Source organism: Microbacterium sp. YJN-G, assembly GCF_015040615.1.
Lineage (GTDB): Bacteria > Actinomycetota > Actinomycetes > Actinomycetales > Microbacteriaceae > Microbacterium.
In genome coordinates this window covers 1,216,516-1,240,141 of sequence record NZ_CP060402.1, presented here as the reverse complement: position 1 = coordinate 1,240,141, position 23,626 = coordinate 1,216,516, and the positions used below count along the sequence as shown (strand labels likewise).

At 70.3% G+C, this 23,626-nt stretch carries 26 protein-coding genes and 1 tRNA gene; 15 read left to right on the top strand and 12 right to left on the bottom strand.

The features are described 5' to 3' along the window. Positions 1–55 precede the first annotated feature (55 nt). Entirely contained in the window at positions 56–850 is a 795-nt protein-coding gene (locus tag H7694_RS05760) for an SGNH/GDSL hydrolase family protein (RefSeq protein WP_227468311.1), read from the top strand. Here H7694_RS05760 and H7694_RS05755 read toward each other — a convergent pair. Next, a complete protein-coding gene (locus H7694_RS05755) occupies positions 810–1,388 on the bottom strand; it encodes a DUF488 family protein (RefSeq protein ID WP_193598573.1) in 579 nt (192 codons plus the stop codon). The genes H7694_RS05760 and H7694_RS05755 overlap by 41 nt on opposite strands. 11 nt (positions 1,389–1,399) lie before the next feature. Continuing rightward, positions 1,400–1,615: a DUF2945 domain-containing protein gene (locus H7694_RS05750; protein ID WP_193598572.1), complete on the bottom strand. Its 216-nt coding sequence runs from the start codon at positions 1,613–1,615 to the stop codon at positions 1,400–1,402. 127 nt (positions 1,616–1,742) lie between these two features. On the opposite strand from H7694_RS05750, the gene H7694_RS05745 reads away from it, so the two are divergent. Then, a tRNA-Arg gene (locus tag H7694_RS05745) sits at positions 1,743–1,815 on the top strand. Positions 1,816–2,072: 257 nt separating this feature from the next. Further along, positions 2,073–2,672, top strand: a complete 600-nt coding sequence (locus tag H7694_RS05740; protein WP_193598571.1) for a CueP family metal-binding protein — start codon at positions 2,073–2,075, stop codon at positions 2,670–2,672. 25 nt (positions 2,673–2,697) lie between these two features. Here the strand turns inward: H7694_RS05740 and sufU are convergent, their stop codons facing one another. The 5 genes from sufU to H7694_RS05715 form a co-directional block, all read right to left on the bottom strand. Further along, a complete protein-coding gene (gene sufU / locus H7694_RS05735) occupies positions 2,698–3,138 on the bottom strand; it encodes a Fe-S cluster assembly sulfur transfer protein SufU (protein ID WP_193598570.1) in 441 nt (146 codons plus the stop codon). Continuing rightward, a complete protein-coding gene (locus H7694_RS05730) occupies positions 3,138–4,436 on the bottom strand; it encodes an aminotransferase class V-fold PLP-dependent enzyme (protein ID WP_193598569.1) in 1,299 nt (432 codons plus the stop codon). The genes sufU and H7694_RS05730 overlap by 1 nt, the downstream gene beginning before the upstream one ends. Positions 4,437–4,519: 83 nt before the next feature. After that, complete coding sequence (locus tag H7694_RS05725; protein ID WP_227468310.1) at positions 4,520–5,389, bottom strand: CPBP family intramembrane glutamic endopeptidase; 870 nt, start codon at positions 5,387–5,389, stop codon at positions 4,520–4,522. Continuing rightward, complete coding sequence (gene trmB / locus H7694_RS05720) at positions 5,386–6,111, bottom strand: tRNA (guanosine(46)-N7)-methyltransferase TrmB (RefSeq protein ID WP_193598567.1); 726 nt, start codon at positions 6,109–6,111, stop codon at positions 5,386–5,388. Before trmB ends, H7694_RS05725 begins: the two co-directional genes overlap by 4 nt. Positions 6,112–6,188: 77 nt before the next feature. Then, the gene (locus tag H7694_RS05715) at positions 6,189–7,028 is read right to left on the bottom strand and encodes a DUF3097 family protein (protein ID WP_193598566.1); all 840 of its coding nucleotides are present in this window, start codon (positions 7,026–7,028) and stop codon (positions 6,189–6,191) included. A gap of 122 nt (positions 7,029–7,150) precedes the next feature. Here H7694_RS05715 and H7694_RS17780 point away from each other — a divergent pair, with 122 nt between their 5' ends. The 4 genes from H7694_RS17780 to H7694_RS05695 all read left to right on the top strand — a co-directional run bounded on the left by H7694_RS17780 (position 7,151) and on the right by H7694_RS05695 (position 11,294). Further along, a complete protein-coding gene (locus H7694_RS17780; protein ID WP_264674913.1) occupies positions 7,151–9,169 on the top strand; it encodes a TPM domain-containing protein in 2,019 nt (672 codons plus the stop codon). 71 nt (positions 9,170–9,240) lie between these two features. Continuing rightward, positions 9,241–9,978: a PspA/IM30 family protein gene (locus H7694_RS05705; protein WP_193598564.1), complete on the top strand. Its 738-nt coding sequence runs from the start codon at positions 9,241–9,243 to the stop codon at positions 9,976–9,978. A gap of 60 nt (positions 9,979–10,038) precedes the next feature. Then, positions 10,039–10,845 carry an arginase family protein gene (locus tag H7694_RS05700; protein WP_193598563.1) on the top strand — a complete coding sequence of 269 codons (807 nt, stop codon included), beginning with the start codon at positions 10,039–10,041 and terminating at the stop codon, positions 10,843–10,845. Beyond that, positions 10,842–11,294: a Fe-S oxidoreductase gene (locus H7694_RS05695; RefSeq protein ID WP_193598562.1), complete on the top strand. Its 453-nt coding sequence runs from the start codon at positions 10,842–10,844 to the stop codon at positions 11,292–11,294. The genes H7694_RS05700 and H7694_RS05695 overlap by 4 nt, the downstream gene beginning before the upstream one ends. A gap of 60 nt (positions 11,295–11,354) precedes the next feature. On the opposite strand, the gene H7694_RS05690 is transcribed toward H7694_RS05695, so the two are convergent. Together H7694_RS05690 and H7694_RS05685 are read right to left on the bottom strand one after the other, a co-directional pair. Further along, positions 11,355–11,816, bottom strand: coding sequence for an SIP domain-containing protein (locus H7694_RS05690; RefSeq protein WP_193598561.1), 462 nt, complete (start codon positions 11,814–11,816; stop codon positions 11,355–11,357). A 75-nt stretch (positions 11,817–11,891) separates the two neighbouring features. Continuing rightward, on the bottom strand, positions 11,892–12,596 hold the full coding sequence (locus H7694_RS05685) for a tyrosine-protein phosphatase (RefSeq protein WP_193598560.1): 705 nt from the start codon (positions 12,594–12,596) through the stop codon (positions 11,892–11,894). A gap of 159 nt (positions 12,597–12,755) precedes the next feature. Here H7694_RS05685 and H7694_RS05680 point away from each other — a divergent pair, with 159 nt between their 5' ends. From H7694_RS05680 to H7694_RS05655, 6 genes are read left to right on the top strand one after another with little or no spacing between them, the layout of a single operon-like run. Then, positions 12,756–13,670 (top strand): alpha/beta fold hydrolase, encoded by a 915-nt coding sequence (locus H7694_RS05680; RefSeq protein ID WP_193598559.1) that lies wholly within the window; start codon positions 12,756–12,758, stop codon positions 13,668–13,670. 34 nt (positions 13,671–13,704) lie between these two features. Beyond that, positions 13,705–15,234 carry an ABC transporter substrate-binding protein gene (locus H7694_RS05675; protein WP_227468309.1) on the top strand — a complete coding sequence of 510 codons (1,530 nt, stop codon included), beginning with the start codon at positions 13,705–13,707 and terminating at the stop codon, positions 15,232–15,234. Positions 15,235–15,237: 3 nt separating this feature from the next. Next, positions 15,238–16,191, top strand: coding sequence for an ABC transporter permease (locus H7694_RS05670; RefSeq protein ID WP_193598557.1), 954 nt, complete (start codon positions 15,238–15,240; stop codon positions 16,189–16,191). Then, complete coding sequence (locus tag H7694_RS05665; protein ID WP_193598556.1) at positions 16,191–17,057, top strand: ABC transporter permease; 867 nt, start codon at positions 16,191–16,193, stop codon at positions 17,055–17,057. The genes H7694_RS05670 and H7694_RS05665 overlap by 1 nt, the downstream gene beginning before the upstream one ends. Next, positions 17,054–17,914, top strand: coding sequence for an ATP-binding cassette domain-containing protein (locus H7694_RS05660; RefSeq protein WP_193598555.1), 861 nt, complete (start codon positions 17,054–17,056; stop codon positions 17,912–17,914). The genes H7694_RS05665 and H7694_RS05660 overlap by 4 nt, the downstream gene beginning before the upstream one ends. Continuing rightward, a complete protein-coding gene (locus H7694_RS05655; RefSeq protein ID WP_193598554.1) occupies positions 17,911–18,705 on the top strand; it encodes an ABC transporter ATP-binding protein in 795 nt (264 codons plus the stop codon). The genes H7694_RS05660 and H7694_RS05655 overlap by 4 nt, the downstream gene beginning before the upstream one ends. Before the next feature lie 12 nt (positions 18,706–18,717). On the opposite strand, the gene H7694_RS05650 is transcribed toward H7694_RS05655, so the two are convergent. From H7694_RS05650 to H7694_RS05640, 3 genes are read right to left on the bottom strand one after another with little or no spacing between them, the layout of a single operon-like run. Continuing rightward, positions 18,718–19,218 (bottom strand): GNAT family N-acetyltransferase, encoded by a 501-nt coding sequence (locus tag H7694_RS05650; RefSeq protein WP_193598553.1) that lies wholly within the window; start codon positions 19,216–19,218, stop codon positions 18,718–18,720. Further along, a complete protein-coding gene (locus H7694_RS05645) occupies positions 19,215–19,913 on the bottom strand; it encodes a uracil-DNA glycosylase (RefSeq protein WP_193598552.1) in 699 nt (232 codons plus the stop codon). The genes H7694_RS05650 and H7694_RS05645 overlap by 4 nt, the downstream gene beginning before the upstream one ends. Continuing rightward, on the bottom strand, positions 19,913–20,698 hold the full coding sequence (locus H7694_RS05640) for an SDR family oxidoreductase (RefSeq protein WP_193598551.1): 786 nt from the start codon (positions 20,696–20,698) through the stop codon (positions 19,913–19,915). The genes H7694_RS05645 and H7694_RS05640 overlap by 1 nt, the downstream gene beginning before the upstream one ends. A gap of 149 nt (positions 20,699–20,847) precedes the next feature. Here H7694_RS05640 and H7694_RS05635 point away from each other — a divergent pair, with 149 nt between their 5' ends. Both H7694_RS05635 and H7694_RS05630 read left to right on the top strand, forming a co-directional pair. Continuing rightward, positions 20,848–22,167, top strand: coding sequence for a bifunctional o-acetylhomoserine/o-acetylserine sulfhydrylase (locus tag H7694_RS05635; RefSeq protein WP_193598550.1), 1,320 nt, complete (start codon positions 20,848–20,850; stop codon positions 22,165–22,167). A 228-nt stretch (positions 22,168–22,395) separates the two neighbouring features. Beyond that, the gene (locus H7694_RS05630) at positions 22,396–23,454 is read left to right on the top strand and encodes an IS110 family transposase (RefSeq protein ID WP_193597519.1); all 1,059 of its coding nucleotides are present in this window, start codon (positions 22,396–22,398) and stop codon (positions 23,452–23,454) included. Positions 23,455–23,626 lie beyond the last annotated feature (172 nt).

Genomic DNA, 23,626 nt, shown 5'->3' with positions numbered 1-23,626 from the left:
GCATCGTGACACGATCGGAATTCGCATCCGCGATGACTTCGCCTACTCTCGTCCCATGACTTTGCATCCGCCGACCCGACGGCGCCGCATGGCCCTCGCAGTCGCGGGCGCGGCGGTGGTGTTCCTCACCATCGTGCTCGGCATCGTGCGACCCTGGATGCCGCCGGCCGAGACCGTGCCGATCGCTGCGGCGCAGGGCGGTGTCTCCCCCGCGCCGCTGGTGCTTCCGGAGCAGCCGAAGGTGCTCGTGTTCGGCGACTCGTGGACCTACGGCTCCGCGGCGACCGAGCCCACGGGCGGCTACGCCTACCTGCTCGCCGATCTCATCGGCGGCGAGACCGTCGTCGACGGGGTGCGGGCGAGCGGCTACCAGAAGCCGGGCGTCGACGGTCCCGACTTCGGCACGCGCATCCGCGCGCTGGATGCCGGGATCGCGCCCGACCTCGTGATCATCCAGGGGTCGATCAACGACAGGCGTGAGGATGCCGCCGGCTTCCCCGCCGCGGTGAACGCCGCCTGGGACGCTCTGATCACGGTCTTCCCGCAGACCCCCATCGTCGTGCTGGGGCCCGCGCCCCACGAGCTCCCCGTCGGGGCATCGACGGCACGCATCGACCGCGACCTCGCGCGGCTCGCGGCGGCGCGCGGCTGGTGGTACATCTCGCCCGTCCAGGCCGACTGGATCACCGAGGCGAACTACCTGCGGCTGATCGATGTGGGTGCGGGGCGCAAGCATCCCTCCGACGCCGGGCACGCCTACCTCGCGCAGAAGGTCGCCGCCGCGCTGGACGAGTTCAGCTCGGCTCCGGTCACCGAGGCTGACGGGACTCCGCAGAAGCCGGCGAAGTAGCCTCCGCCGCCGGGTACTCGACGGTTCCGTGGCGCGCCACGGCTCCCCGGGTGAGCTCGGCGGGGGCCACGTGCCCTTCCGGCATGAGATGGCCGATCGGGATGCCGCGGGCGAGCAGGTGGTCGGCGATGATGCGCCTGTGGCAGCGCCACCAGACCGCCTCGGAGCACATCACCGCCACCGGGTCGCCGTCGTCGGCGAAGCGGAGGAGCGCGTCGAGGCCCTCGCCGAACTCCTCACCGAGGGCGTGATCGGCGTAGTTGTGGAAGCTGCGGTTCGTCCAGAAGCCGTTCACGTCGTCGGGGACGTCGCGCTGCCGCCTCCGGCGCCCGGTGAGGCCGGGGATGCGGCGGTAGCGGATGCCTGCACCGGCGAGGCTCTCAGCGAGGGCGTCCTCGTTGAACCACGGATACCGGTTGGAGCCGGGAAGACGACGCACGTCTGCCAGCGCCTGCACACCGGCACCGGTGAGGAGGGTGAGGAACTCGTCGATCGGATGCGTGGAGTGCCCGACGCTGAGGAAGCGCGGCTCAGTCATCGAGCAGCGTCTCAGTCATCGAGCAGGGTCAGGGCGTCGCCCTTGTGTGCGGCGATGTGGTCGGTCTTGTCGCTCTTGATCTCGTACTGGGGATCGTCGTCGCTGGCGCGCCGTGTATGGCCCTTGTAGTCGAAGTCGGCGGTGTGCACCTTCGTGATGCGGCCCCGCACGCGCCCGGCCTCGGAGTTCCACGAGACGTGATCTCCCTTGTGGAATCGATGCGACATTCCGTGCTCCTCTCGATCGCTGTCTCTGCCCTGGATTCTCGTCCTCCGGGGGGTCTGTGGCCACCCGGTTGACAGGACGCGTCGCGGCACGGAGCCTCGCCCGGTGAATGATAGGCTCGTACGGTTCGCCTCCGTAGCTCAGCGGATAGAGCGCCGGTTTCCGGTACCGTAGGTCGCAGGTTCGATTCCTGTCGGGGGCACGAACGCGCAAGAGGGGGACGGCCCGAAGGGTCGTCCCCCTCTTGCGCGTTCTACCCCCACCGTCAGACGGGCCCCGCCGGCCAGGAGGCTCCACGCGCCGCCGACCTCGGAGACGCGACAATCCTCCGTGACAAGCGGCGCGTGGAGGGGCGCCGAGGGACGCGAGGGGCACGAACCCCGCCTCACAAACCGATGCACCTGCCCCGCCTACAACATCTCCCAATACCCTCATAGGGTACCCGGCTACGTTCCCAGCATGACCGCTCGCCGTTTCGTCCCCGCCGTCACCGTCGCCGCGCTGGCGGCCCTGTTCCTCGCCGGGTGCGCGGCGCCGGCCGCGCAGAGCGAACCGGATGCCACATCCACCGCGTCCGCCGCATCCGAGCTGCTGGCCGCGCACGACCTGGACGGCCTGGACGCCCGCGAGGTCGTCGACCGGCTCGATGCACTCCCGGTGGCCGGCCGTCCGGCGGATCTGATCGCCTCGGTTCGACCGGATCACGTCGAGCTCTCCGACGACCAGGGGCGCACGGCATCCCTGCCCCTACCGGACGACGTGTTCTACACGTCGGTCGCGCCGTACGCCGACCGCACTCATGACTGCTTCTTCCACAGCCTGACGACCTGCCTCGGCGAGCTGTCGAACGCCGACGTCCGGGTGATCGTCACCGCCTCCGACGGCACGGTCGTGCTCGACGAGATGCGCACCACCAACGACAACGGCTTCGTGGGACTGTGGCTGCCGCGCGGCATCCAGGGCACGATCACCGTCGAGAGCGAGGGGCTGCGGGCGAGTCAGGCGTTCGCGACCGACGCCGACTCTCCCACCTGCCTGACGACGCTGCAGCTCAGCTGAGCGAGGCGGCGGGACGCCGCCCCCGTCAGCCCTTGCGCAGGGCGTCCTCGGCGGCGACCCAGGCGAGCATCGCGCACTTGACCCGGGCGACGTACTTCGAGACTCCGCCGAGGGCTGCGGCGTCGCCCAGCAGCTCGGCGTCGGGCTCGATCTTCCCGCGCGAGCGCATCGCCTCGCGGAACACATCGATGCGGTGTGACACGTCGGCTTCCTGCATCCCCTCGACGAGCTCTGCGAACAGCGATGCCGAGGCCTGCGAGATCGCGCAGCCGTGTCCCTCCCAGGCGACGGCCTCGATCGTGCCGTCGGCGGCGCGGTGCATCTGCAGGGTGATCTCATCGCCGCAGGTGGGGTTGAGCTGATGCGACTGCGCGGCGATCTCACCGCGCAGCCCGAAGCCGTGCGGTGTGCGCGAGTGATCGAGGATGAGCTCCTGGTAGAGCCCCTGCATGTCGGATGCGGACATCATGCCCTCCGGAAGAAGTCGATGGCGCGCGCGACACCGGCGATCACGGCATCCACCTCGTCGCGCGTGGTGTACACGTAGGTGCTCGCGCGGGTCGAGGCGGTGATGCCCAGACGGCGATGCAACGGCTGCGCACAGTGGTGGCCGACGCGCACCGCGATGCCGGAGTCGTCGAGGATCTGACCGATGTCGTGCGCGTGGATGCCGGCGACGTCGAAGCTCGCCAGGCCCACCCGCGGCCGGTCGATGCCGGCTCCGAGCACGCGCACCCCGTCGATCGCCGAGAGCCCCTCGACCAGGCGCGTGCCGAGCTCGTGCTCGTGGGCGGCGATGCGCGGCATCCCGATCCCCTCCAGGTAGCGCACGGCAGCGGCGAGCGCGACGGCCTGCGAGACCCGCTGCGTGCCCGCCTCGAAGCGCTGGGGCGGCGGCAGGTACTGCGCCTCGGTGGTCGTGACGGTCGTGATCATCGACCCGCCGGTCAGGAACGGCGGCATGATCTCGAGCAGTTCGCGCCGGCCGTACAGTGCTCCGATGCCGGTGGGGCCGAGCATCTTGTGCCCCGACAGCACCGCGAAGTCGACGTCGAGCGCGCGCACGTCCAGCGGCAGGTGCGGTGCGGACTGGCAGGCGTCCAGCAGCACCAGGGCGCCGACGGCGCGGGCGGCGGCGATGATGTCCTCGACGGGGTTGATCACCCCGAGCACGTTGGAGACGTGGGTGACGGCGACCAGGCGGGTGCGCGGGCCGATCAGGCGGGCCGCCTCATCCATGCGCAGCGCACCGTCGTCGTCGAGCGGGATCACGCGCAGCGTGGCACCGGTGCGCGCGGCGACCTCCTGCCACGGGATGAGATTGGCGTGGTGCTCCATCTCGGTGGTGACGATCTCGTCGCCCTCACGCAGGCGCAGCGACTCGGCGGCTGCCCCGCCTCGCCCCACGGACGCGTTCGAGAGCGCGTAGGCGACCAGGTTCACAGCCTCGGTCGCGTTCGAGGTCCACACGATCTCGTCGTCGTCGGCGCCCACGAATCGCGCGAGCGCGGAGCGGGCGTCCTCGAACGCCTCGGTCGCCTCGGCGGCAAGGGTGTGCGCGCCGCGGTGAACGGCCGCGTTGAGCGTGGTGAGGTAGTCCCGCTCCGCATCCAGCACCGCCAGGGGCCGTTGCGACGTCGCCCCGGAGTCGAGATAGGTGAGCGGATGCCCGTTCACCTGCGTGCTCAGGATCGGGAAGTCCTCACGGATGCGACGGACCTCCGTCTCGCTGAGGGCGTCGACCGTCACGGCGGAATTCTGCATGCTTCCAGCATCCCACCTGCGGGCGGTGACGGCGCCGCCCGCAGGCCGGAGAAGATCGTCGCCAGACGGACCCGAACAGGCGCTCAGACCAGGAAGAACGGCAGCAGACCGGGGTTGTGCGCGTGCACGAGCACGGCGAACACCACCGCGTCGAAGAGCAGATGCACAGCGACCACATAGGCCAGCGAGTGCGTGCGCAGGAAGATCCACCCCTGCAGCAGGGCGAACGGGATGGTCAGCGCCGGCCCCCAGGCGCGGTAGCCGAGCTCCCACAGGAACGACACGAACACGATCGCCTGCAGCACGTTGGCGGCGCCGTCTGGCATGTGGCGGCGCAGCAGCGCGAACACCGTGCAGATGAAGAACAGCTCGTCCCAGATGCCCACCGCGCCGACGCCGACGAACAACCGGGCGATGAGGTCGGGACTGTCGACCACCGGCCAGTTCTGGTAGACGCCGCTGGTGATGAAGTAGAACGGCAGGATCAGCCAGCCCAGCACGAGCACGCCGATCAGCCAGGCCCACTGCCAGCGGTTCCAGCGCCGGCGTGCGCGCCACGGGAACGAGATCGCCCGGTCGCGGAACACGAACCGCGAGACGAGGTACGGCACGAGCACCGCACCGCCGAGGGCGAGCGTGAACCGCAGCATCGACAGGTCGTCGAGCTTCGCCTCGAGCGAGATCGCGTGCACGATCAGCATCCCGACGGCGATGAGGGCGAGATCGCGGGTCAGTGAAGGGCGGCGCGTGGTGCCCAGCGGCATCCGCCCCGGCCGTGCACCGGCCGAGACCGTGACGGTCGCGGGGGCGCCGCGTTCGATCAGCGCCGCGGCGCCGACGGCGGCCGCGAGCAGCACCCACCCGACGACGTCCCAGCCGAGCACGAAGAACGCGGGAGCCGCCAGGCAGACGAGCAAGGCCGCACCGATCCGTCGCCACGCGTCGGGTGTCACGCCGGCTGGATCCTGCGGTAGACGAGGTCGCGGATGTCGCGGCCCTTGGCGATGCCCTTGCGCTCGAAGGCGGTCATGACCCGGCCGTCGAAGCGCTCGGCCCATTCGCCCTCGAAGGCGCGCTCGAACTCGGGCGCCTCGTCGAGCACCTCGCGCATCTGCAGCGCGTAGTCCTCCCAGTCGGTGGCCAGCCGCAGCAGCCCGTCCGGGGCGATGGCACGTGCCGCCGTGGCCGGGAAACCGGCCCGCACCAGGCGCCGCTTGGTGTGACGCTTCTTGTGCCACGGGTCGGGAAAGAAGATCCACACCTCCGACGCCGCACCCTCGGGCAGGAACGTCGAGAGCACCTCGGGGGCATTCGCCTCGATCAGGCGCAGGTTCCGTGCACCCGCCTTGTCGGCGTCGAGCATGGTGCGCGCGAGACCGGCGCGGAAGACCTCGACGGCGAGGAAGTCGTGGTCGGGGCGAGAGGATGCCGCCGAGACGATCGCGTGGCCCTGGCCGGAGCCGATCTCGACGATCAGCGGGGCGGTGCGTCCGTAGGCGGATGCCGGGTCGAGGCGGGCGTCCGGGTGCACCGAGGTGAAGGCGACGTCACGCGGCACGGTCAGCAGGTAGCGGGGCGCGAGCTCCGCGAAGGCCCGCTCCTGGGCGTCGGACATGCGGCCGCTGCGGCGCACGAACGAGACCGGCTCGTCGCGGAAGGTGCGGGGTTCTGGCATCCCTCCAGGGTACCGGCGCCTTCCTGCCGCACCGGGCCCTCCGACGGGTTCGGGAGCCGGACCGCGCGAGCGGCCGCTCATGATGCCGGCGCCGTGACGAAGTCGATGAGCTCCTCGACCCGTCCGAGCAGCGCAGGCTCGATGTCGCGGAACGTCGTCACCCGAGACAGGATGCGCTGCCAGGCGCGGGCGATGTCGGCCTGATCCTCGGCCGGCCAGCCGAAGGCGCGGCAGATGCCGGTCTTCCAGTCGGTGCCGCGCGGGATCTGCGGCCAGGCGCGGATGCCCATGGCGGCGGGCGTCACGCACTGCCAGACGTCGATGTACGGGTGTCCGACGATCCTCAGGTGCGCACCGTGCGGACCGCGCAGGATCTTCTCGACCATGCGGGTCTCCTTCGAGCCGGGCACGAGGTGGTCGACGAGCACCCCGTAGCGGCGCGTCGCGTTCGGCGGCGCCTCCGCCAGCAGTTCGTCGAGCAGGTCGATCCCCTGCAGATACTCCACGACCACGCCCTCGACGCGCAGATCGGCACCCCAGACCTTCTCGACGAGTTCGGCGTCATGACGCCCCTCGACGAGGATGCGGCTGGGCAGCGCCGTCTTCGCCCGGTCGTCGGCGACGGCGAACGAGCCGGATGCCGTGCGGCGCCGACCCTGCTGCTTCGCCGCGGGCACAACCAGTCGCACCGGCCGCCCCTCGATGAGGAAACCCCCGCCCAACGGGAAGCTGCGCCGCCTGCCCTTCCAGTCCTCGAGCTCGACCAGCCCGGACTCGACGCGGGTGATCGCACCGCAATAGCCGTCGTCGGCCACCTCGACGACGAGATCCGCCACGGCGGCGACCTCGACCGCCTTCACGGAGCCGCGGTCGCGCCATCCTGCCGCGAGAACGTCACTGCCGTACCTGTCGTCCATGCCTTCCAGCGTATGCGTCTGCGCTGAGGGCGAACGGCGATCCCCTCCTGATGCTGTCGCGTGTCGGCACGAATGCTTAGACTCGTCCCATGGGGGATCGGCTGCCGGTCGGAGGGATCACTATGCGGAGACGGTGGCTGACGGTGGCCGCGATCGCGCTGGGCGCCGTTCTCGGCGGACTCTCGCTCGCAACGGCATCCGCGACCGCACCCGCACCTCTCGGCGAGGGGTACATCACCGACCACAGCGGCGTCGTCTCCGACGTCGACGCGGCCCAGGCGCAGAGCACGCTGGAGCGGCTGCGCGACGAGGCCCGCGTCGACCTGTTCATCGTGCTGGTGCCCGAGTTCACCGATCCTTCTGACACCGAGGCCTGGACGGATGCCACTGCTCAGGGCAACGGCCTCTCGACCACCCAGTACCTCATCTCCGTCGCCACCGAGGGACGCACCTTCACGATGTGGCGGCCGAACGACGGTGTGATGACCGAGGCCGAGCGCGACCGCATCCTCGACGCGATGATCCCGGATCTGCGCGAGAGCGACTTCAGCGGCGCGGTGGTCGCCGCAGCCGACGAGGCGTACGACATCTACGTGCTCGGCCCGCAGCGCACCTCGCAGACATGGATGATCGTCGGCGTCGTCGTCGCGGTCGCTGTCGTCGTGATCATGATCGTGCTCCTCGTCGTGCGAGCACGCCGGCGTGCCGCCGAGGCGGCGAAACGACAGGCGCAGATCGACGAGGTGGCGCAGCAGGCCGACATCGCCCTGGTGCGCACCGACGACCTGGTGCGCTCCAGCGAGCAGGAGCTCGAGTACGCGCGGGCGCAGTTCGGCGACGACGTGATCGGCCCGTTCGTCGCAGCTCTCAAGACCGCCCGGACGAACCTCGACGAGGCGTTCTCGCTCAAGCAGCAGCTCGACGACGAGATCCCCGATTCCGACCAGGACAGGCTCGCGTGGAACCAGCGCGTCCTGCAGCTGTGCTCGGAGTCCACTCAGGCGCTCGAGGACCGCAAGGCGGAGTTCGACGAGCTGCGTCGCCTCGAGCAGAACGCACCCGCCGCGCTGGAGAACGTGCGCCGGCTCCGCGCCGCCGCAGGCGCCGAGATCGACCGCGCCGATGCGATCCTCGCCGAGCTCGCCTCCTCCTACTCACCCGACGCGATCTCGTCGGTCAGCGACAACACCGCACAGGCGCGGTCGCGGATGGCGTTCACCGACGAGCAGATCCAGGCGGCCGAGCAGCACATCGCCGCCGGCGACACCGGTGATGCCGCCGTCGCGGTGCGCGCCGCCGAGGGTGCGGTGCAGCAGGCCACCCAGTTCGAGGATGCCGTCGAGCGCCTGCAGGGCGACCTGCGCGGCGCCGATGAGCGGGCGACGGCGCTGATCGCCGAACTGGATGCCGACATGCGGGCCGCCGCCGCCCTCCCCGACAGGGACGGCTCGCTCGCACGGGCCGTCGAAGCCAGCGGACAGGCGATCCAGCAGGCGCGGACCCGACTGGGCGGCACCGGGCGCGACCCGCTCGCCGCTCTGCGCGCACTCGATGCCGCGAACACGACCATCGACGGCGTCATCGCGCGGGTGCGCGACGAGCAGGCCCGCATCCAGCATGCCCGCACCATGCTCGCCGACGTCATCAACCGCGCCGATCTGCAGATCTCCGCGGCCGAGCGCTTCATCCTCAACCGGCGCGGTGCCGTCGGCTCCCAGGCGCGCACGCGCCTGGTCGAGGCGCAGAACTCGCAGAGCCAGGCCCGGAGCCTCGCCGATGCCGACCCGGTGCAGGCACTCGCCCTCGCTCAGCGGGCCGACACCCTCGCCGCTCACGCGCTGCGGCTGGCCGAGAACGACGTGAACAGCTGGGGCGGCGGCGGTTTCGGCGGCGGAGGCCGGGGCGGCGGCGACACACTCGGTGCACTGCTCGGCGGCATCCTGATCGGCCAGGTGACCGGCGGCCACCGTGGCGGAGGCGGCTGGGGCGGCGGCGGCTTCGGCGGCGGAGGCGGCTGGGGCGGCGGCAGCAGCGGTGGCGGCGGCTTCTTCGGCGGCGGAGGCGGAGGCGGATTCTCCGTCGGCGGCTTCGGCGGCGGAGGCGGAAGCATCGGCAGCAGCGGAGGCGGGGGCCGCTTCTGACCTGACCCGATCAGCCCTCTCCACACGACCACGGCAAGACATCCATCCGAGAAGACAAAGGAACCAACACCATGGCCAAGGAATCCATCTTCGGACGCATCTCCACGCTCGTCCGTGCCAACATCAACTCCCTCCTCGACCAGGCCGAGGACCCGCAGAAGATGATCGACCAGCTGGTCCGCGACTACACGAACAACATCGCGGATGCCGAGTCGGCCATCGCCGAGACCATCGGCAACCTGCGCCTGCTCGAGCGCGACCACGAAGAGGACGTCCGCGCCGCCCGTGAGTGGGGCAACAAGGCCCTCGCTGCCAGCCGTAAGGCCGACGAGCTGCGCGCCGCCGGCAGCACCGCCGACGCCGACAAGTTCGACAGCCTCGCCAAGATCGCCCTGCAGCGTCAGATCGGCGAAGAGCGCGACGCCCGCGCCGCCGAGCCGCAGATCGCCGCACAGACCGAGATCGTCGACAAGCTCAAGAGCGGCCTGAACGGCATGAAGGAGAAGCTCGAGCAGCTCAGGGCCAAGCGCAGCGAACTGCTCGCGCGCGCCAAGGTCGCCGAGGCGCAGACCAAGGTGCAGGACGCGATCGGCTCGATCAACGTGCTCGACCCGACCAGCGAACTGGGCCGCTTCGAGGACAAGATCCGTCGTCAGGAGGCCCTCGCCCAGGGCAAGGCGGAGCTTGCCGCCTCGTCGCTGGACGCCCAGTTCGAGAGCCTCGAGGACCTCGGTGAGCTCACCGAGGTCGAGGCCCGCCTCGCCGAGCTCAAGTCCGGCCGCCCGCAGGCTGCGCTCGAAGCAGAATGACCCGGTGGGTGGATGCCGGTGCGCCGGCATCCACCCCCTTTTCTCCGCCCGGGAGAGACCATGACCCGATTCCTCATCGCCCCGCAATGGCAGGGTTCGCCCGCACCCCGCGCCATGCTGCTCGTCGACGGCGCCACCGCGATCGCCGGTGACCTGCCGAGCAGGGACACCACGATCCTCGACGTGCCGCTCGAAGCAGGAGAGTCGCTCGGCACGGGCGTGCGCAGGCTCAGCTCGCTGCAGCGCGTCCGCCAGCTGATCGGCGAGAACCTCACGCATACGGCTGATCACAGCGTCGTCGTGGGCGGCGACTGCAGTGTGAGCGTCTTCGCCCTCGATGCGATCGACACCGCTGACGTGGCCGTGCTGTGGTGCGACGCGCACCCCGACCTGCACGACCCCGGCTCGTCGCGCTCCGGTGCGTTCTCGGGCATGGCGCTGCGCGCCGTGATGGGCGAGGGAGAACCGCACCTCGCCCTCTCCCCCGGCATCCCTCCCGAGCGGATCGTCCTGCTGGGCGCGCGCAGCATCGACGTCGGTGAGCAGGAGCCGCTCGCTCGCGTCACCAGCCTGTCCGCCGCCGATGCGGCGGATGCGGATGCCGTGCTCTCCGCCGTCCGCGCCACCGGTGCGTCGCGTGTGTGGGTGCACATCGATGTCGACGTCATCGATCCCTCGGAGCTGGAGGGCGTCTCGGAGGCAGCGCCGTTCGGGATCTCGACCGCCGAGCTGGTCGCGGCGATCAAGCAGGTCCGCGCCGAACTGCCGCTGGCGGGAGCGACGATCGCCGGGTTCGCGCCTCGCAGCCCCGCGGATGCCGTGCAGGACATGGGCTCGATCCTGCGGCTCATCGGCGCGGTGGCGTGAACGCCGGCTGGCGCGCCGACGCCGACCGCATCCTCGAGCGCGGCCGGCGCTTCGACCGCCGCATCCCGCGGATCCTGCTCCGCTCCCCGATCAGCCGCCTCGGCTACTGGTGGGGCACGACGGTCGGCTGGGTGTGGGGCTCGCTGTGGAGCACCGGCGCCGTGGAGCGCCGCAATGGACTCTGGGTGTTCCGCGGGCTGCCGAACTGGACCTTCGCGCGCGGCGGCGTGTGCGTGGGCGGCTGCTACCTGACCGGCGACGTCGAACCGTCGGAGGCGGTGCTGCGGCACGAGTCCGTGCATCAGCAGCAGTGGCTGCGCTACGGGTTCCTCATGCCGGTGCTGTACCTGTTCGCCGGTCGCGATCCGCTGCGCAACCGCTTCGAGATCGAAGCGGGGCTCGAGGACGGCGGCTACGTGCGCCGTTCGCGCCCGGCATCGCACGGCTGAGGATCAGACGCCGAGCCGCTGACGGATCAGAAGCGCTGACGGATCAGAAGCCCTGACTGCTCAGAAGACCGGCAGCCCGTACCGCGCAGGAGCGTGGATCAGCGCCGGCGAGACGCCGTGACGCTCGGTGAGGTGCTCGACGATGTCGGCCGTGCCCACGTACCCGCCGAGAAGCGTCGCCTCGGTGCGCAGCGCCGACTCCGAGTCATCACACAGCATCTCGTCGGCCCATGCCGTCACAGCGCAGGTGAGTGCCTCGCCGGTCGCACGACGTGCGCCGCTGCGGCGCAGCCGCGGCAGCCAGGTGACGGTCATGCGCGGCGGAGCGGTGACGGTGCGGATGTCGGCGGCCTCGGGCACCTCGATGAACACACGGCCGACGGCGCACAGCGGCAGCGTGGCGAGTGCGACCTCGAGCTCGGCGAACGAGTTCTCGTCGGCGGCGATGAGGTGGTGCACCTGGGGTCGACGTGATGCCCGGCGTGCGGCTCGTGTGCCTGCGGACGTGTCGACGGTGCTCATGATGCATTCATCATAACACCCGATGAAGGGTTGCCTAACCTTCCCCGGCGATGTCTCCGCCCGGACCGGCCGTCGCTATCCGAGGAGCGTCTCGTGCAGCGCATCCAGCTCGGCGGCGGACAGACCGGCGCCGAGCAGGTAGTCGGCGGTCGATCCGAAGCGCCGGTCTATGTCGGCCAGTAGACCGGCCATCACCGGCGCCGGAGACTTGGTGGCCAGCTCCACGGCGTTGGTGGCATCCGGCATGTGCGCGCGCAGATACGACACGACGGCGCGATTGCGCTCGACGGGCAGCTGCGACGCGGTCAGCGCGTAGTCGTCGACCACGGCATCCCGATCCGCGCCGACCGCGCTCAGCGCGAGCGCGATCGTGACGCCCGTGCGGTCCTTGCCGACCGTGCAGTGCACGAGGGTCGGCTCGCCGGCGGCGATGATGCGGACGGCATCTACCAGCCGGGATGCCGACTCGTCGACGAGGTGGCGGTACATGCCCGCGAGATCCATGTTCTGCTCGAAGAACGAGCCGACCGAGCCCAGGAAGAGTGGAATGCGGGTCGTGTTCACCTCGGTCAGCGCCGACGGCTCATTTCTCACCTCGGCATCGTCGCGCAGATCCACCACGTGCCGCACCCGCTCCCGCAGCAGTCGCCGGCCCTCCGGTGTGAGCGCGGCGAGCTGCCCCGATCGCAGCAGGCGCCCCTCGCGCACACGCGCGGACCCGACCGGGATGCCGCCCACATCGCGCACATTGGCCGCACCGGGAATCGCGAGAACGGTCATGCCTCCAGCCTATTCGAGGTCACGAATACCACGGGGACGCCATCAAATGCAGATCGCGAAGCGTGGGAACAAATGTGTCGTTCTTCTGCTCAGATACTCACCTTCCGGGCTGTCGTTCTGCCCGGAGATTTCCTGCGCACACCGCCGTAATAGCAGAATATGGCCGTGGCAACAGACACCAGCGAGTTCCGCTACCTGCCCGCGCAGGCCGCCAGATTCAGCGTTCCCGCTCCCGCGGTCGAGCGCATCGCACTGCCCCTGGCCGACGGCCGCTCGCTCAGCGCCCTGCGCTTCGGCGAGGGCGCCCCCGAGGTGACCTTCCTGCACGGCGCGGGCCTGAACGCCCACACCTGGGATGCCGTCGTGGTGCTGCTCGGACGCCCCGCGCTGGTCATCGACCTGGCCGGTCACGGCGACTCCTCCTGGCGTGCCGATCACGACTACTCCCCCGCATCCCTGGCATCCGACGTCATCCTGGCGATGACCGAGTGGACGACGCAGCCGCAGGTGCTCGTCGGCCACTCCCTGGGCGGACTCACCGCCGCCGTCGTCGCGGCCCGGAACCCCGAGCTGGTCGGCGAGCTCGTGCTCGTCGACGTCGTGCCCGGACTCGACACCGACGCTGCGCCGTCGGTGCTGCGCGAGTTCTACACCGTGACCGACTTCGAATCGCGTGACGAGGCCGTCGCCCGCGCCGAGAGCTTCGGATTCGGCGGCAGCCGCGAGGACACCGAACGCGGCGTCTTCCTCAACACGCGCGTGCGCGAGGACGGCCGGGTGGAGTGGAAGCACCACTTCGCGCAGATCATCGGGCACGCCTTCGACGCGCTCAACGCCGCGAACCGTGCGCGCGACATCGCCGACCCCTGGGCCGCACTCGCCGCCGTCAGCGCCCCCGTCACCCTCGTGCGCGGCACGAAGGGCTTCCTGCAGGATGCCGACGTCGCCGAGCTGACCCGCCGCATCCCGTCCGCCACTGTGATCACCGTCGATGCCGGACACAACGTGCAGGAGACCGATCCCGCCTCCCTGGCATCCGCGGCCTCCGACGCCCTCACCCGAACTCTCCGCTGACCGCGGAGCCTCCGCCCCTCCGAGAGGACACTCCTTGTCTCCCTTCCGCACCGCTCGCCGCTCGGCCCGCCTGGCCGCTGTCGGCATCCTCGCCGTCGGCGTCCTCGTGCTCAGCGCGTGCACGAGCACTCCCGAGCCGGCCGCCACCGCCACCGGCGAGGTCGACCCTGACGCGAGCCTGACCGTCGGACTCGTGCTCGAGCCGACGAACCTCGACATCCGCCGCACCAGCGGTGCCGCGCTCGAGCAGATCCTCGTCGACAACATCTACGAGGGACTGGTCACCCGTACGCAGGACAACCAGATCGTCGAGCGGCTCGCCAGCTCGTACGAGATCTCGGCGGATGGACTGACGTACACCTTCACACTGAACGAGGGCATCACCTTCCACGACGGCACCGCCCTCACCTCCGCCGACGTCGTGTCGTCTTACGAGGCGGTCAGGACGGATGCCGCCCTGCAGGGCAACGCCGAGTTCGCCGCCGTGTCGGCGATCACCGCACCTGATGCCACCACCGTCGTCATCACGCTGACGGCCCCCGACCAGAACTTCCTCTTCTCGCTGACCGGACCGGCGGGCCTGGTGTTCAAGACCGGTGACACGACCGATCTGAAGACGGCCGAGAACGGCACCGGTCCGTTCACGCTCAGCCGGTGGACCAAGGGCAGCGCGATCACCTTCGACCGGTACGACGAGTACTGGGGCGAGAAGGCCGGCGTCGCCGAGGTCACGCTGCAGTACATCGACGACTTCACCGCCGGTGTGAACGCCGCGCTCGACGGCACCCTCGACGTGCTCACCGCCGTCGACCCCACGCTCGTCTCGCAGCTCGAGGACACCGGCGAGTTCACCATCACGACGGGGCGTACCACCGACAAGGCCACGCTCGCGTTCAACAACGCCAAGGCGCCGCTCGACGACGTCCGGGTGCGCGAGGCGCTGCGCCTGGCCATCGACCACGAGGCCCTCATCGAGGCGATCGGCGCCGGTCAGACCCTCTACGGGCCGATCCCCGAGCTCGACCCCGGCTACGAGGACCTCTCCGAGGTCGCTCCCTACGACCCCGACCGCGCCACGGAGCTGCTGAAGGAGGCCGGTCACGACGAGCTCGATCTCACCCTGACGATCCCCTCGTTCTACGGCACGACCGTCGCACAGGTGCTCGTCTCGGACTTCGCCAAGGTGGGCGTCGCCCTCGAGGTCGACCGGGTGGAGTTCGCGACCTGGCTGGAGGACGTCTACACCAACCACGACTACGAGCTGAGCTTCGTGCTGCACGTCGAGCCGCGCGACTTCGGCAATTGGGCGAACCCCGACTACTACTTCGGCTACGACGACGCCGAGGTGCAGGAGCTCTACGCCCAGGCGCGTGCCGAGCTCGATCCCGAGGCATCCGCCGAGTTGCTCGCCGAGGCCGCCCGCATCGTCTCGGAGGACCACGCCGCGGACTGGCTGTACAACGGCGCGACGCTTACCGCGCTGGTGCCGGGTGTGGAGGGCTTCCCGCAGGACTCGATCAACTCGCGCATCGACCTCGCGGGCGTCACGAAGACCGCCGGCTGACCGGTGCTCCGGTACACGCTCACACGGGGGGCCCTGCTGATCGCAGGGCTCCTCGTGTCGAGCGTGATCATCTTCCTCACCCTGCGCGTCTTCCCCGGCGATGTCGCGCAGCTGATCGCCGGCACGCAGGCCAGCCGTGAGACCGTCGAGGCCCTGCGCGAGTCGCTCGGCCTGGACCGGCCGCTGACCACCCAGTACGCGGACTGGATCGGCGGCATCCTGCGCGGCGACCTCGGCACCTCGCAGCTCAGCGGCGCCTCGGTGAGCGATGAGCTCATCGAGAAGTCGCAGGTGACCGTCCCGCTGGGTCTGATGGCCCTCGCGATCGCGCTGCTGATCGCCGTGCCGTTCGGCATCCTCTCCGCCATGCTGCGCGGGCGCGCAGGCGGCACCGCGATGAGCGTCGGAGCCCAGGCGGTGGCGGCGGTGCCGGTGATCTGGGCGGGCATGATGCTCGTGGTCGTCTTCGCGCACTGGCTGGGCTGGCTGCCCGCGCAGGGTTTTCCCCGCACGGGCTGGTCGACGCCCGACCGGGCGGTCGAGTCGCTGCTGCTTCCGGCACTGACCATCGGCATCATCGAAGGCGCCATGCTCATGCGCTTCGTGCGCAGCGCCACCCTGCAGGCGGCAGGACAGGACTTCGTGCGCACGGCCGCCGCCAAGGGGCTCACCCGCCGCCAGGCGCTCGTGCGGCACGGCATCCCCGCCGTCGGACTGTCGATCGTGACGGTGCTGGGACTGCAGGTGGCAGGGATCATCGTCGGCTCGGTCGTGATCGAGCAGCTGTTCACGCTGCCGGGGATCGGGCGGATGCTCGTCGCCGACGTCGGCACCCGCGACCTGGTGAAGGTGCAGAGCGAGCTGCTCGTGCTGACCGCGTTCGTGCTGATCATCGGCTTCATCGTCGACCTCATCCATCACGCAGTCGATCCGCGCCAGCGCGAGGAGGCCGTCTGATGCCCCGCTGGCTGCGCACGCTGCTCTCGTCGGCGACCGGCAGGTTCGGTGTCGCCGTCGTGCTGCTGATCGCCCTGACCGCCCTCGTGTCGCTGTTCTGGACGCCGTTCGATCCGATGCTCTCTGATGTCCGCTCGCGCTGGGGTGCACCGGGCTGGCCGCACCTGCTCGGCACTGACGGCACAGGCCGCGACATCCTCAGCCTCATCATGGCGGGTGCCCGCACCACGATGTTCGTCGCGGTCGGCTCCGGCATCGTCGCGACGCTCGTGGGCGTCGCGCTCGCGGCGCTCGGCGCGCTGACGGCCCGGTGGATGCGCGAGACCGTCGCCGTACTCGTCGACATCCTCATCGCGTTCCCCGTGCTGATGATCGCCATGATGATCTCCGCGGTGTGGGGCGGATCCCTCTGGGTGGTGGTGTTCTCGGTCGGCATCGGCTTCGGGGTGAGCATCGCCCGGGTCACCCGCCCCGAGCTGCGCCACGTGCAGCGCAGCGACTTCGTCGTCGCCGGCCGGGCCAGCGGGCTGACCACGGGCCAGAACCTCGTGCGGCACCTGCTGCCCAACGTCGCCCCGGTGTTCATCGTGCAGCTGTCGTGGTCGATGGCGGTCGCCGTGCTCGCCGAGGCGGGCCTGTCGTACCTCGGCTTCGGCGCCTCGCTCACCGAGGCGTCGTGGGGCACGCTGCTGGCCGATCTGCAGCGCTACATCGGCGTGCATCCCCTGACCGTCGTCTGGCCGGGGCTGGCCATCACCCTCACGGTGCTCGGGCTGAATCTGCTCGGCGACGCGCTGCGCGAGGCGACCGATCCGACGCTGTCGCGCCGGGCCGCGCAGGTGCACGTACCGGAGGTGGTCGCGTGAGCCTGGAGGTGAACGACCTCGTCATCGAGATCGGTGGCCGTCGCGTCGTCGACGGCGTCTCCTTCGCCGTCGCCGACGGACAGCGGTTCGGGCTGATCGGCGAATCGGGTTCGGGCAAGTCGCTCACCGCGCTCGCCCTGCTGGGACTGCTCCCGGAGGGAGCGGCCGCGAGCGGCAGCATCCGGTGGAACGGCGTGGAGCTGATCGGGATGCCGGACCGCGAGCTGGCGAAGCTGCGCGGCGACGACATCGGCATGGTGTTCCAGGAGCCGCGCACGGCGCTGAACCCGATCCGCACCGCGGGCAGGCAGATCGCCGAGTCGGTGCGCATCCACGAGGGCATCGGCCGGCGCGAGGCCCGCGGACGGGCCATCGCCGAGGCCGCCCGGGTGCGCCTGCCCGACCCCGAGACGATCGTCGACCGCTATCCGCACCAGCTTTCCGGCGGACAGCGGCAGCGGGTCGCCATCGCGATGGCGCTGGCGTGCCGGCCCAAGCTGCTCATCGCCGACGAGCCGACCACGGCCCTGGACGTCACGATCCAGGCCGAGGTGCTCGCGCTGCTGCTGTCACTGGTCGAGGAGCAGGGCATGTCGCTGGTGTTCATCACCCACGACCTCGCCGTGCTCTCGCAGGTCGCGACCCACGCCGTCGTGCTCGAGCACGGCCGCGTCGTCGAGCAGGCCCCGGTCGCGCAGCTGCTGAGTGCGCCGGCCTCCCCCATCACGCAGGCGTTGCTGCGCGACGCCACCGCGACCCTGTGGCGGCCGGATGCCGGCGGCGCGCCGGATTCCGGGGGCGAGCAGGATGCCGGCGGCGAGCCGGATGCCGGCGGCGAGGGCGGAGGTGCGTCATGAGCCTGATCGTCACCGAAGGGCTCAGCCGCAGCTTCCCCGTGCCCAAGCGCACCCTGTTCGAGCGCAGCAGCCGCAGCGTCGCGCTGCATCCCACCGACCTGACCATCGAGGCCGGCGAGTCGGTGGGGATCATCGGCGAGTCCGGCTCGGGCAAATCGACGCTGATGCGGCTGCTGCTCGGCCTGGACCGGCCGACGAGCGGCCGCGTGATCGTCGACGGGCGCGAGGTCGACGCCACCGCGCGATCACGCAGCCTGCACTGGCTGCGCAGGCAGACCGGCCTCGTCTTCCAGGACCCGTACGCGTCGCTGGACCCGCGCATGACCGCCGGCCAGATCATCGCCGAGCCGCTGTGGGCGCTCGATATCCCCGGTGACCGGCGCGCCCGCGTGCGCGAGGTGCTGCGGCAGGTGGGGCTCGAGGCCGAGATGGCCGAACGGCATCCGCACGAGTTCTCCGGCGGCCAGCGTCAGCGGGTCGCCCTCGCCCGTGCCATCGCGCACCGGCCCCGCATCCTCGTCGGCGACGAGCCGCTGTCTGCGCTCGATGTCACCGTGCGCGCCCAGATCCTCGGCCTGTTCGAGCGGCTGCGCCGCGAAGAGGGCCTGACCCTGATCCTCGTCTCGCACGACATCGGCGTGGTGCAGAACCTCGCCGACACGGTCGCGGTCATGAAGGACGGCCGGATCGTCGAGCGCGGGACGACGGATGCCGTGCTGCGGCATCCGTCCGAGGACTACACGAAGGCGCTGCTGGCGGCGATCCCGGTCATCCCGCATCCCGGGGACTGATGGCCGCGGCGGTCAGAGCGCCTTCTGCAGGAAGTACACGCCCTGCGACTCGCCGAACTTCACGCCCACATCCGTCAGCCTGCCGGCATCGGTGAAGCCGGCCTTGCGGTGCAGGGCGATCGACGCATCCGCTCCCCGATCGGCGATCACCGCGACGACCTGGCGCAGCCCGGCGGCACGACAGGCCTCCAGGAACTCGGCCAGCAGCGCCCAGCCGATGCCGCGACCGGCCGCGGACGGGGCGAGGTAGATCGAGTTCTCGATCGTGAAGCGATAGGCCGACTTCGGCGACCAGGGCTGGCCGAGCGCGTACCCGAGCAGCTCGCCACCGGACTCCGCCACGAGGAACGGGATGCCGGCGGCGATGATCTGCTGCTTCTTGTGCGCCCAGCCCTCGGTGGTCGACTCGACCTCGTCATAGGTGACGGTGGAGGTGCGCACGTAGTGGTTGTAGATGTCGCGGATGCCAGGCAGATCGGCATCTGCCACCGGCCGCACGTGCAGCGCGCTCACTCCTCACCGCCCACGCGCCAGTCCACCGGCTGTGCGCCCATCTGCTCGAGCAGCGCGTTGGCGCGGGAGAACGGACGCGAGCCGAAGAAGCCGCGGCTCGCGGACAGCGGTGAGGGATGTGCCGACTCGATCACCGGCGTGGCGCCCAGCAGCGGCCGCAGGCCGCGTGCGTCCGCGCCCCACAGGATCGCCACCAGCGGGCGTTCGCGCTCGACGAGGGTGCGGATCGCGAGCTCGGTGATCGTCTCCCACCCCCAGCCGCGGTGCGACCCGGGCGTGCCCGGTCGCACGGTGAGCACGCGGTTCAGCAGCATGACGCCCTGGTCGCTCCATGCGGTCAGGTCGCCGTGCGGTGCGGGAGGGATGCCGAGATCGGTGTGCCGCTCCTTGTAGATGTTGCCCAGGCTGCGTGGCAGCGGGCGCACATGGGCGTCCACGGCGAACGACAGGCCGATCGGGTGGCCGGGCGTGGGGTAGGGGTCCTGGCCGGTGATCAGCACGCGCACGTCGTCCAGCGGTCGCTGGAAGGCTCGCAGCACGTTCGCCCCGGCCGGGAGGTATCCGCGCCCGGCGGCCTGCTCTGCGCGCAGCCGCTCCCCGAGCTCGGAGATCAGCGGCTGCACGGGCGCCAGCGCCGCCGCCCAGCCCGGATCGATCTGCCCGGTACCGGCGAGCTCGGCGAGGGTGTGCGGCATCAGTCGACGTCGGTGCGCACGTGCAGCGGACCGCGCGCCAGCAGGTGCTGGGCGGACTGCGCCACCGGACGCATCGTCACGAGGTCGAGGTTCACGCGGCGCGGCGCGTTCAGCGCGTAGGCGATGATGTCGGCGACATCCTCGGCGAGCAGCGGCTCATCGACGCCGGCGTACACCGCGTCGGCGGCGACTCGGTCACCGCCGAGCCTGTTGAGCGTGAACTCCTCCGTGTGCACCAGTCCCGGGGCGATCTCGACCACCCGGATCGGCTCGCCGTTCAGTTCCTGGCGCAGCACCTTGACCAGCATCGCCTCGGCGGCCTTCGCCGCGTTGTAGCCGGCCCCGCCCGGGTAGGCGACCTGTGCGGCCGTCGAGGTGACGAAGACGGTGTCGGCGTGGCCGGTCTCGGCCGCGGCACGCCGCAGCAGCGGAAGAACACCCGCGACCAGGCGCTGCGTGGACAGCACGTTGGCGTCGTACATCCACTGCCAGTCCTCGATCGAGCCGCCCTCGACGCTGTCGGTGCCCCGGGCGCCGCCGGCGACCTGCACGAGCGCGTGCACGGGCCCGCTCCGCTCGAGCTCGGCGACCAGCGCCTGCACGGCATCCGCATCGGTCAGATCGCAGGCGATCGCTGAGGCGCCGGTGTCGACGGCGAGCGCCTCCAGCCGGTCCGCGCGGCGCGCGACTCCGACGACTTCCCAGCCCTGCGCGCGCAGGGCACGCACGGTGGCCTCTCCGATTCCGGTACTCGCCCCGGTCACCACGGCACGTCTGTTCAGCATGCCTCCACCGTACGACTTTCCGGTCGCAGACCGGGCATTCGGTGTGTTACGTAACATTTCCCGCCGTTTGTCCGCTTCATGCTGCTTCCGTACTGTCGCTGGAAGGGCATCCGCCCTCCACCCGACATCCTCGCCCCCTGGGAGTTCCGATGAGCGCAGCAGAATGGCGTTTCGAGACCAAGCAGATCCACTCCGGCGCCGCTCCGGACCCCGTGACCGGCTCGCGTGCCACCCCGATCTATCAGACGACCTCGTACGTGTTCCGTGACACCGAGCACGCCGCGAACCTGTTCTCGCTCGCCGAGAGCGGCAACATCTACACGCGCATCCAGAACCCCACGCAGGATGTCGTCGAGCAGCGCCTGGCCGCTCTCGAGGGCGGCACCGGCGCTCTCGTGCTCGCCTCGGGCATGTCGGCCGCGACGCTGGCGATCCTGAACATCGCCGGTGCGGGCGACCACGTCGTCGCCTCGTCCGCGATCTACGGCGGCACTTACAACCTGCTGCGTTACACGCTGGCCAAGCTCGGCATCGAGACCACCTTCGTCGAGGACCAGGACGACCCCGAGGCGTGGCGCAGCGCGGTGCGCCCGAACACGAAGCTGTTCTTCGCCGAGACCATCGGCAACCCGAAGATCAACGTGCTCGACATCCGCACGGTGTCCGACATCGCGCACGAGAACAACGTGCCCCTGGTCATCGACAACACCATCGCCACCCCGTACCTCGTGCGCCCGTTCGAGCACGGCGCCGACATCGTCATCCACGCCGCCACGAAGTTCCTCGGCGGGCACGGCACGGTCATCGCCGGCGCGATCGTCGACGGCGGCACCTTCCCGTGGTCCGAGCACGCCGACAAGTTCCCCGGCCTCACCGAGCCCGACCCCTCGTACCACGGCGTCAGCTACTCGGGTGTGCTGGGCGACGGCATCGCGTACATCATCAAGGCGCGCGTGCAGCTGCTGCGCGACACGGGTCCGGCGATCGCCCCGGCGAGCGCCTGGCAGCTCATCCAGGGCATCGAGACCCTGTCGCTGCGCATCGAGCGTCACGTGCAGAACACGCAGGAGATCGCCGAGTGGCTCGAGAACCACGACGACGTCGCCTCGGTGAGCTACGCGGGCCTGCCCTCGTCGCCCTGGTACGCGAACGCGAACAAGTACGCCCCGAAGGGCGTCGGCGCGGTGCTGTCGTTCGAGCTCAAGGGCGGCGTCGACGTCGGCCGTGCGTTCGTCGACAACCTCAAGCTGTTCAGCCACCTCGCCAACATCGGTGACGTGCGCTCGCTGGTCATCCACCCCGCGTCGACCACGCACTCGCAGCTGACCCCGGAGGAGCAGCTCTCCAGCGGCGTCACCCCGGGCCTGGTGCGCCTGTCGGTGGGCCTGGAGAACGTCGAGGACCTCAAGTCCGACCTCGAGCAGGCGCTCGCCGCCGCGCGCGCGGTCGCCGAGGCCGCCCGCGTCTGACAGTGATGATGGTGGTGGGAGCCCCGCAGCGGTCGTCCTGACTCTGCGTCTGACTGACTTCGGGTCTTGAACGGGATCTGTCGGTCGTTCGCTGCGGGGCTGCCTTGCACTCACCGTGCGAGGGTTGTGACCTCATAGGAGCCTGTGCCAGCAGGCACCCATCACTGTCTTGTCCACTCGCTCTCGGCGGTGCGTGCCGTTCTGTCCGATTGAGTGAGAGGAACGGCGATGACCACCATCGCACGAGAAGTCGAAGATGACCAGATCGAGGTAACTGTCGGAGTCGATACCCACGGGGACACGCATACGGCCGCGGTGATCGATACGACTGGCCGGCTGCTGGGTTGCCAGCAATTCCCTGCTGACATGACTGGGTATGCGGCGCTGCTGAGCTGGGCCGTGGCGTTCGGGGTCGTGCTGCTGGCAGCGATCGAGGGCACCGGCGCATACGGTGCCGGGCTTGCCCGGTATCTGCGCGGTGCTGGGGTTGATCTGTTGGAGATCGACCGGCCTGACCGGAAGGCCCGTCGGTTCGCGGGGAAGTCCGACCCGCTGGATGCGGAGGCTGCAGCCCGTGCAGGGCTGGCTCGGGTCCGCACCGGAGTTCCAAAAGACCGCACCGGGAAGGTCGAAGCGCTCCGAAATCTGCGTGTCGCGCGACGGAGTGCGGTCGACCAGCGCGCTGATTGCACCCGGCGCATCAAGACCCTGCTGGTCACTGCACCCGACGAGCTCCGCGAGCGTCTTCGGCACCTCTCGGATCGGGAGCTGCTGTGCACCTGCGCGGCGCTACGCCCCGACACGGCCCGTGCGGGCGAGCCTGAGCAGGCGACGAAGATCGCCCTACGCGCGCTGGCGCGACGGCACGCCTCGCTGGTCGAGGAGATCGTCGAACTCGACGCGATCATCGAACCCCTCGTCACCGCGATCAACCCCGCCCTGCTGGAGCTGAACGGCGTCGGTGCTGACGTCGCCGGGCAGCTGCTCGTTACTGCAGGGGAGAACGTCGACCGTCTCCGCTCCGAGGCCGCGTTCGCGATGCTCTGCGGGGCCGCTCCGATCCCCGCATCGTCCGGGAAGACCCACCGACACCGACTCAATCGCGGCGGCGATCGACAAGCGAACGCGGCCCTCTACCGCATCGTCCTCTGCCGTCTGCGCTGGGATCCGAGAACCCAGGCCTACGCACGCCGACGCACCGAAGAAGGCCTCACCAAGAAAGACATCATCCGTTGCCTCAAACGCCTCATCGCCCGAGAGATCTACTACACCCTGATCCGGACTTGACATCCATAGGAGCATCCCCACCCTCTCCACCCCGGCGCCTTCCGCCGAAACCCCTCGTGGTTGCCGAAACCCCTCCTGAATCGCGTGATTCAGGAGGGGTTTCGACATTGCTGAGGGGTTTCGGCGGGGGCGGGAGATTCGCTCTGCACAGGTGCGGGACGTGGATGAGTTG

Excerpts from the sequence above, each read along its gene's own strand:
- H7694_RS05760 (WP_227468311.1), top strand. The coding sequence starts at position 56 with ATGACTTTGCATCCGCCGACCCGACGGCGCCGCATGGCCCTCGCAGTC.
- H7694_RS05755 (WP_193598573.1), bottom strand. The coding sequence starts at position 1,388 with ATGACTGAGCCGCGCTTCCTCAGCGTCGGGCACTCCACGCATCCGATC.
- H7694_RS05750 (WP_193598572.1), bottom strand. The coding sequence starts at position 1,615 with ATGTCGCATCGATTCCACAAGGGAGATCACGTCTCGTGGAACTCCGAG.
- H7694_RS05740 (WP_193598571.1), top strand. The coding sequence starts at position 2,073 with ATGACCGCTCGCCGTTTCGTCCCCGCCGTCACCGTCGCCGCGCTGGCG.
- sufU (WP_193598570.1), bottom strand. The coding sequence starts at position 3,138 with ATGTCCGCATCCGACATGCAGGGGCTCTACCAGGAGCTCATCCTCGAT.
- H7694_RS05730 (WP_193598569.1), bottom strand. The coding sequence starts at position 4,436 with ATGCAGAATTCCGCCGTGACGGTCGACGCCCTCAGCGAGACGGAGGTC.
- trmB (WP_193598567.1), bottom strand. The coding sequence starts at position 6,111 with ATGCCAGAACCCCGCACCTTCCGCGACGAGCCGGTCTCGTTCGTGCGC.
- H7694_RS05715 (WP_193598566.1), bottom strand. The coding sequence starts at position 7,028 with ATGGACGACAGGTACGGCAGTGACGTTCTCGCGGCAGGATGGCGCGAC.
- H7694_RS17780 (WP_264674913.1), top strand. The coding sequence starts at position 7,151 with ATGCGGAGACGGTGGCTGACGGTGGCCGCGATCGCGCTGGGCGCCGTT.
- H7694_RS05705 (WP_193598564.1), top strand. The coding sequence starts at position 9,241 with ATGGCCAAGGAATCCATCTTCGGACGCATCTCCACGCTCGTCCGTGCC.
- H7694_RS05700 (WP_193598563.1), top strand. The coding sequence starts at position 10,039 with ATGACCCGATTCCTCATCGCCCCGCAATGGCAGGGTTCGCCCGCACCC.
- H7694_RS05690 (WP_193598561.1), bottom strand. The coding sequence starts at position 11,816 with ATGAGCACCGTCGACACGTCCGCAGGCACACGAGCCGCACGCCGGGCA.
- H7694_RS05685 (WP_193598560.1), bottom strand. The coding sequence starts at position 12,596 with ATGACCGTTCTCGCGATTCCCGGTGCGGCCAATGTGCGCGATGTGGGC.
- H7694_RS05680 (WP_193598559.1), top strand. The coding sequence starts at position 12,756 with ATGGCCGTGGCAACAGACACCAGCGAGTTCCGCTACCTGCCCGCGCAG.
- H7694_RS05665 (WP_193598556.1), top strand. The coding sequence starts at position 16,191 with ATGCCCCGCTGGCTGCGCACGCTGCTCTCGTCGGCGACCGGCAGGTTC.
- H7694_RS05655 (WP_193598554.1), top strand. The coding sequence starts at position 17,911 with ATGAGCCTGATCGTCACCGAAGGGCTCAGCCGCAGCTTCCCCGTGCCC.
- H7694_RS05645 (WP_193598552.1), bottom strand. The coding sequence starts at position 19,913 with ATGCCGCACACCCTCGCCGAGCTCGCCGGTACCGGGCAGATCGATCCG.
- H7694_RS05640 (WP_193598551.1), bottom strand. The coding sequence starts at position 20,698 with ATGCTGAACAGACGTGCCGTGGTGACCGGGGCGAGTACCGGAATCGGA.
- H7694_RS05635 (WP_193598550.1), top strand. The coding sequence starts at position 20,848 with ATGAGCGCAGCAGAATGGCGTTTCGAGACCAAGCAGATCCACTCCGGC.
- H7694_RS05630 (WP_193597519.1), top strand. The coding sequence starts at position 22,396 with ATGACCACCATCGCACGAGAAGTCGAAGATGACCAGATCGAGGTAACT.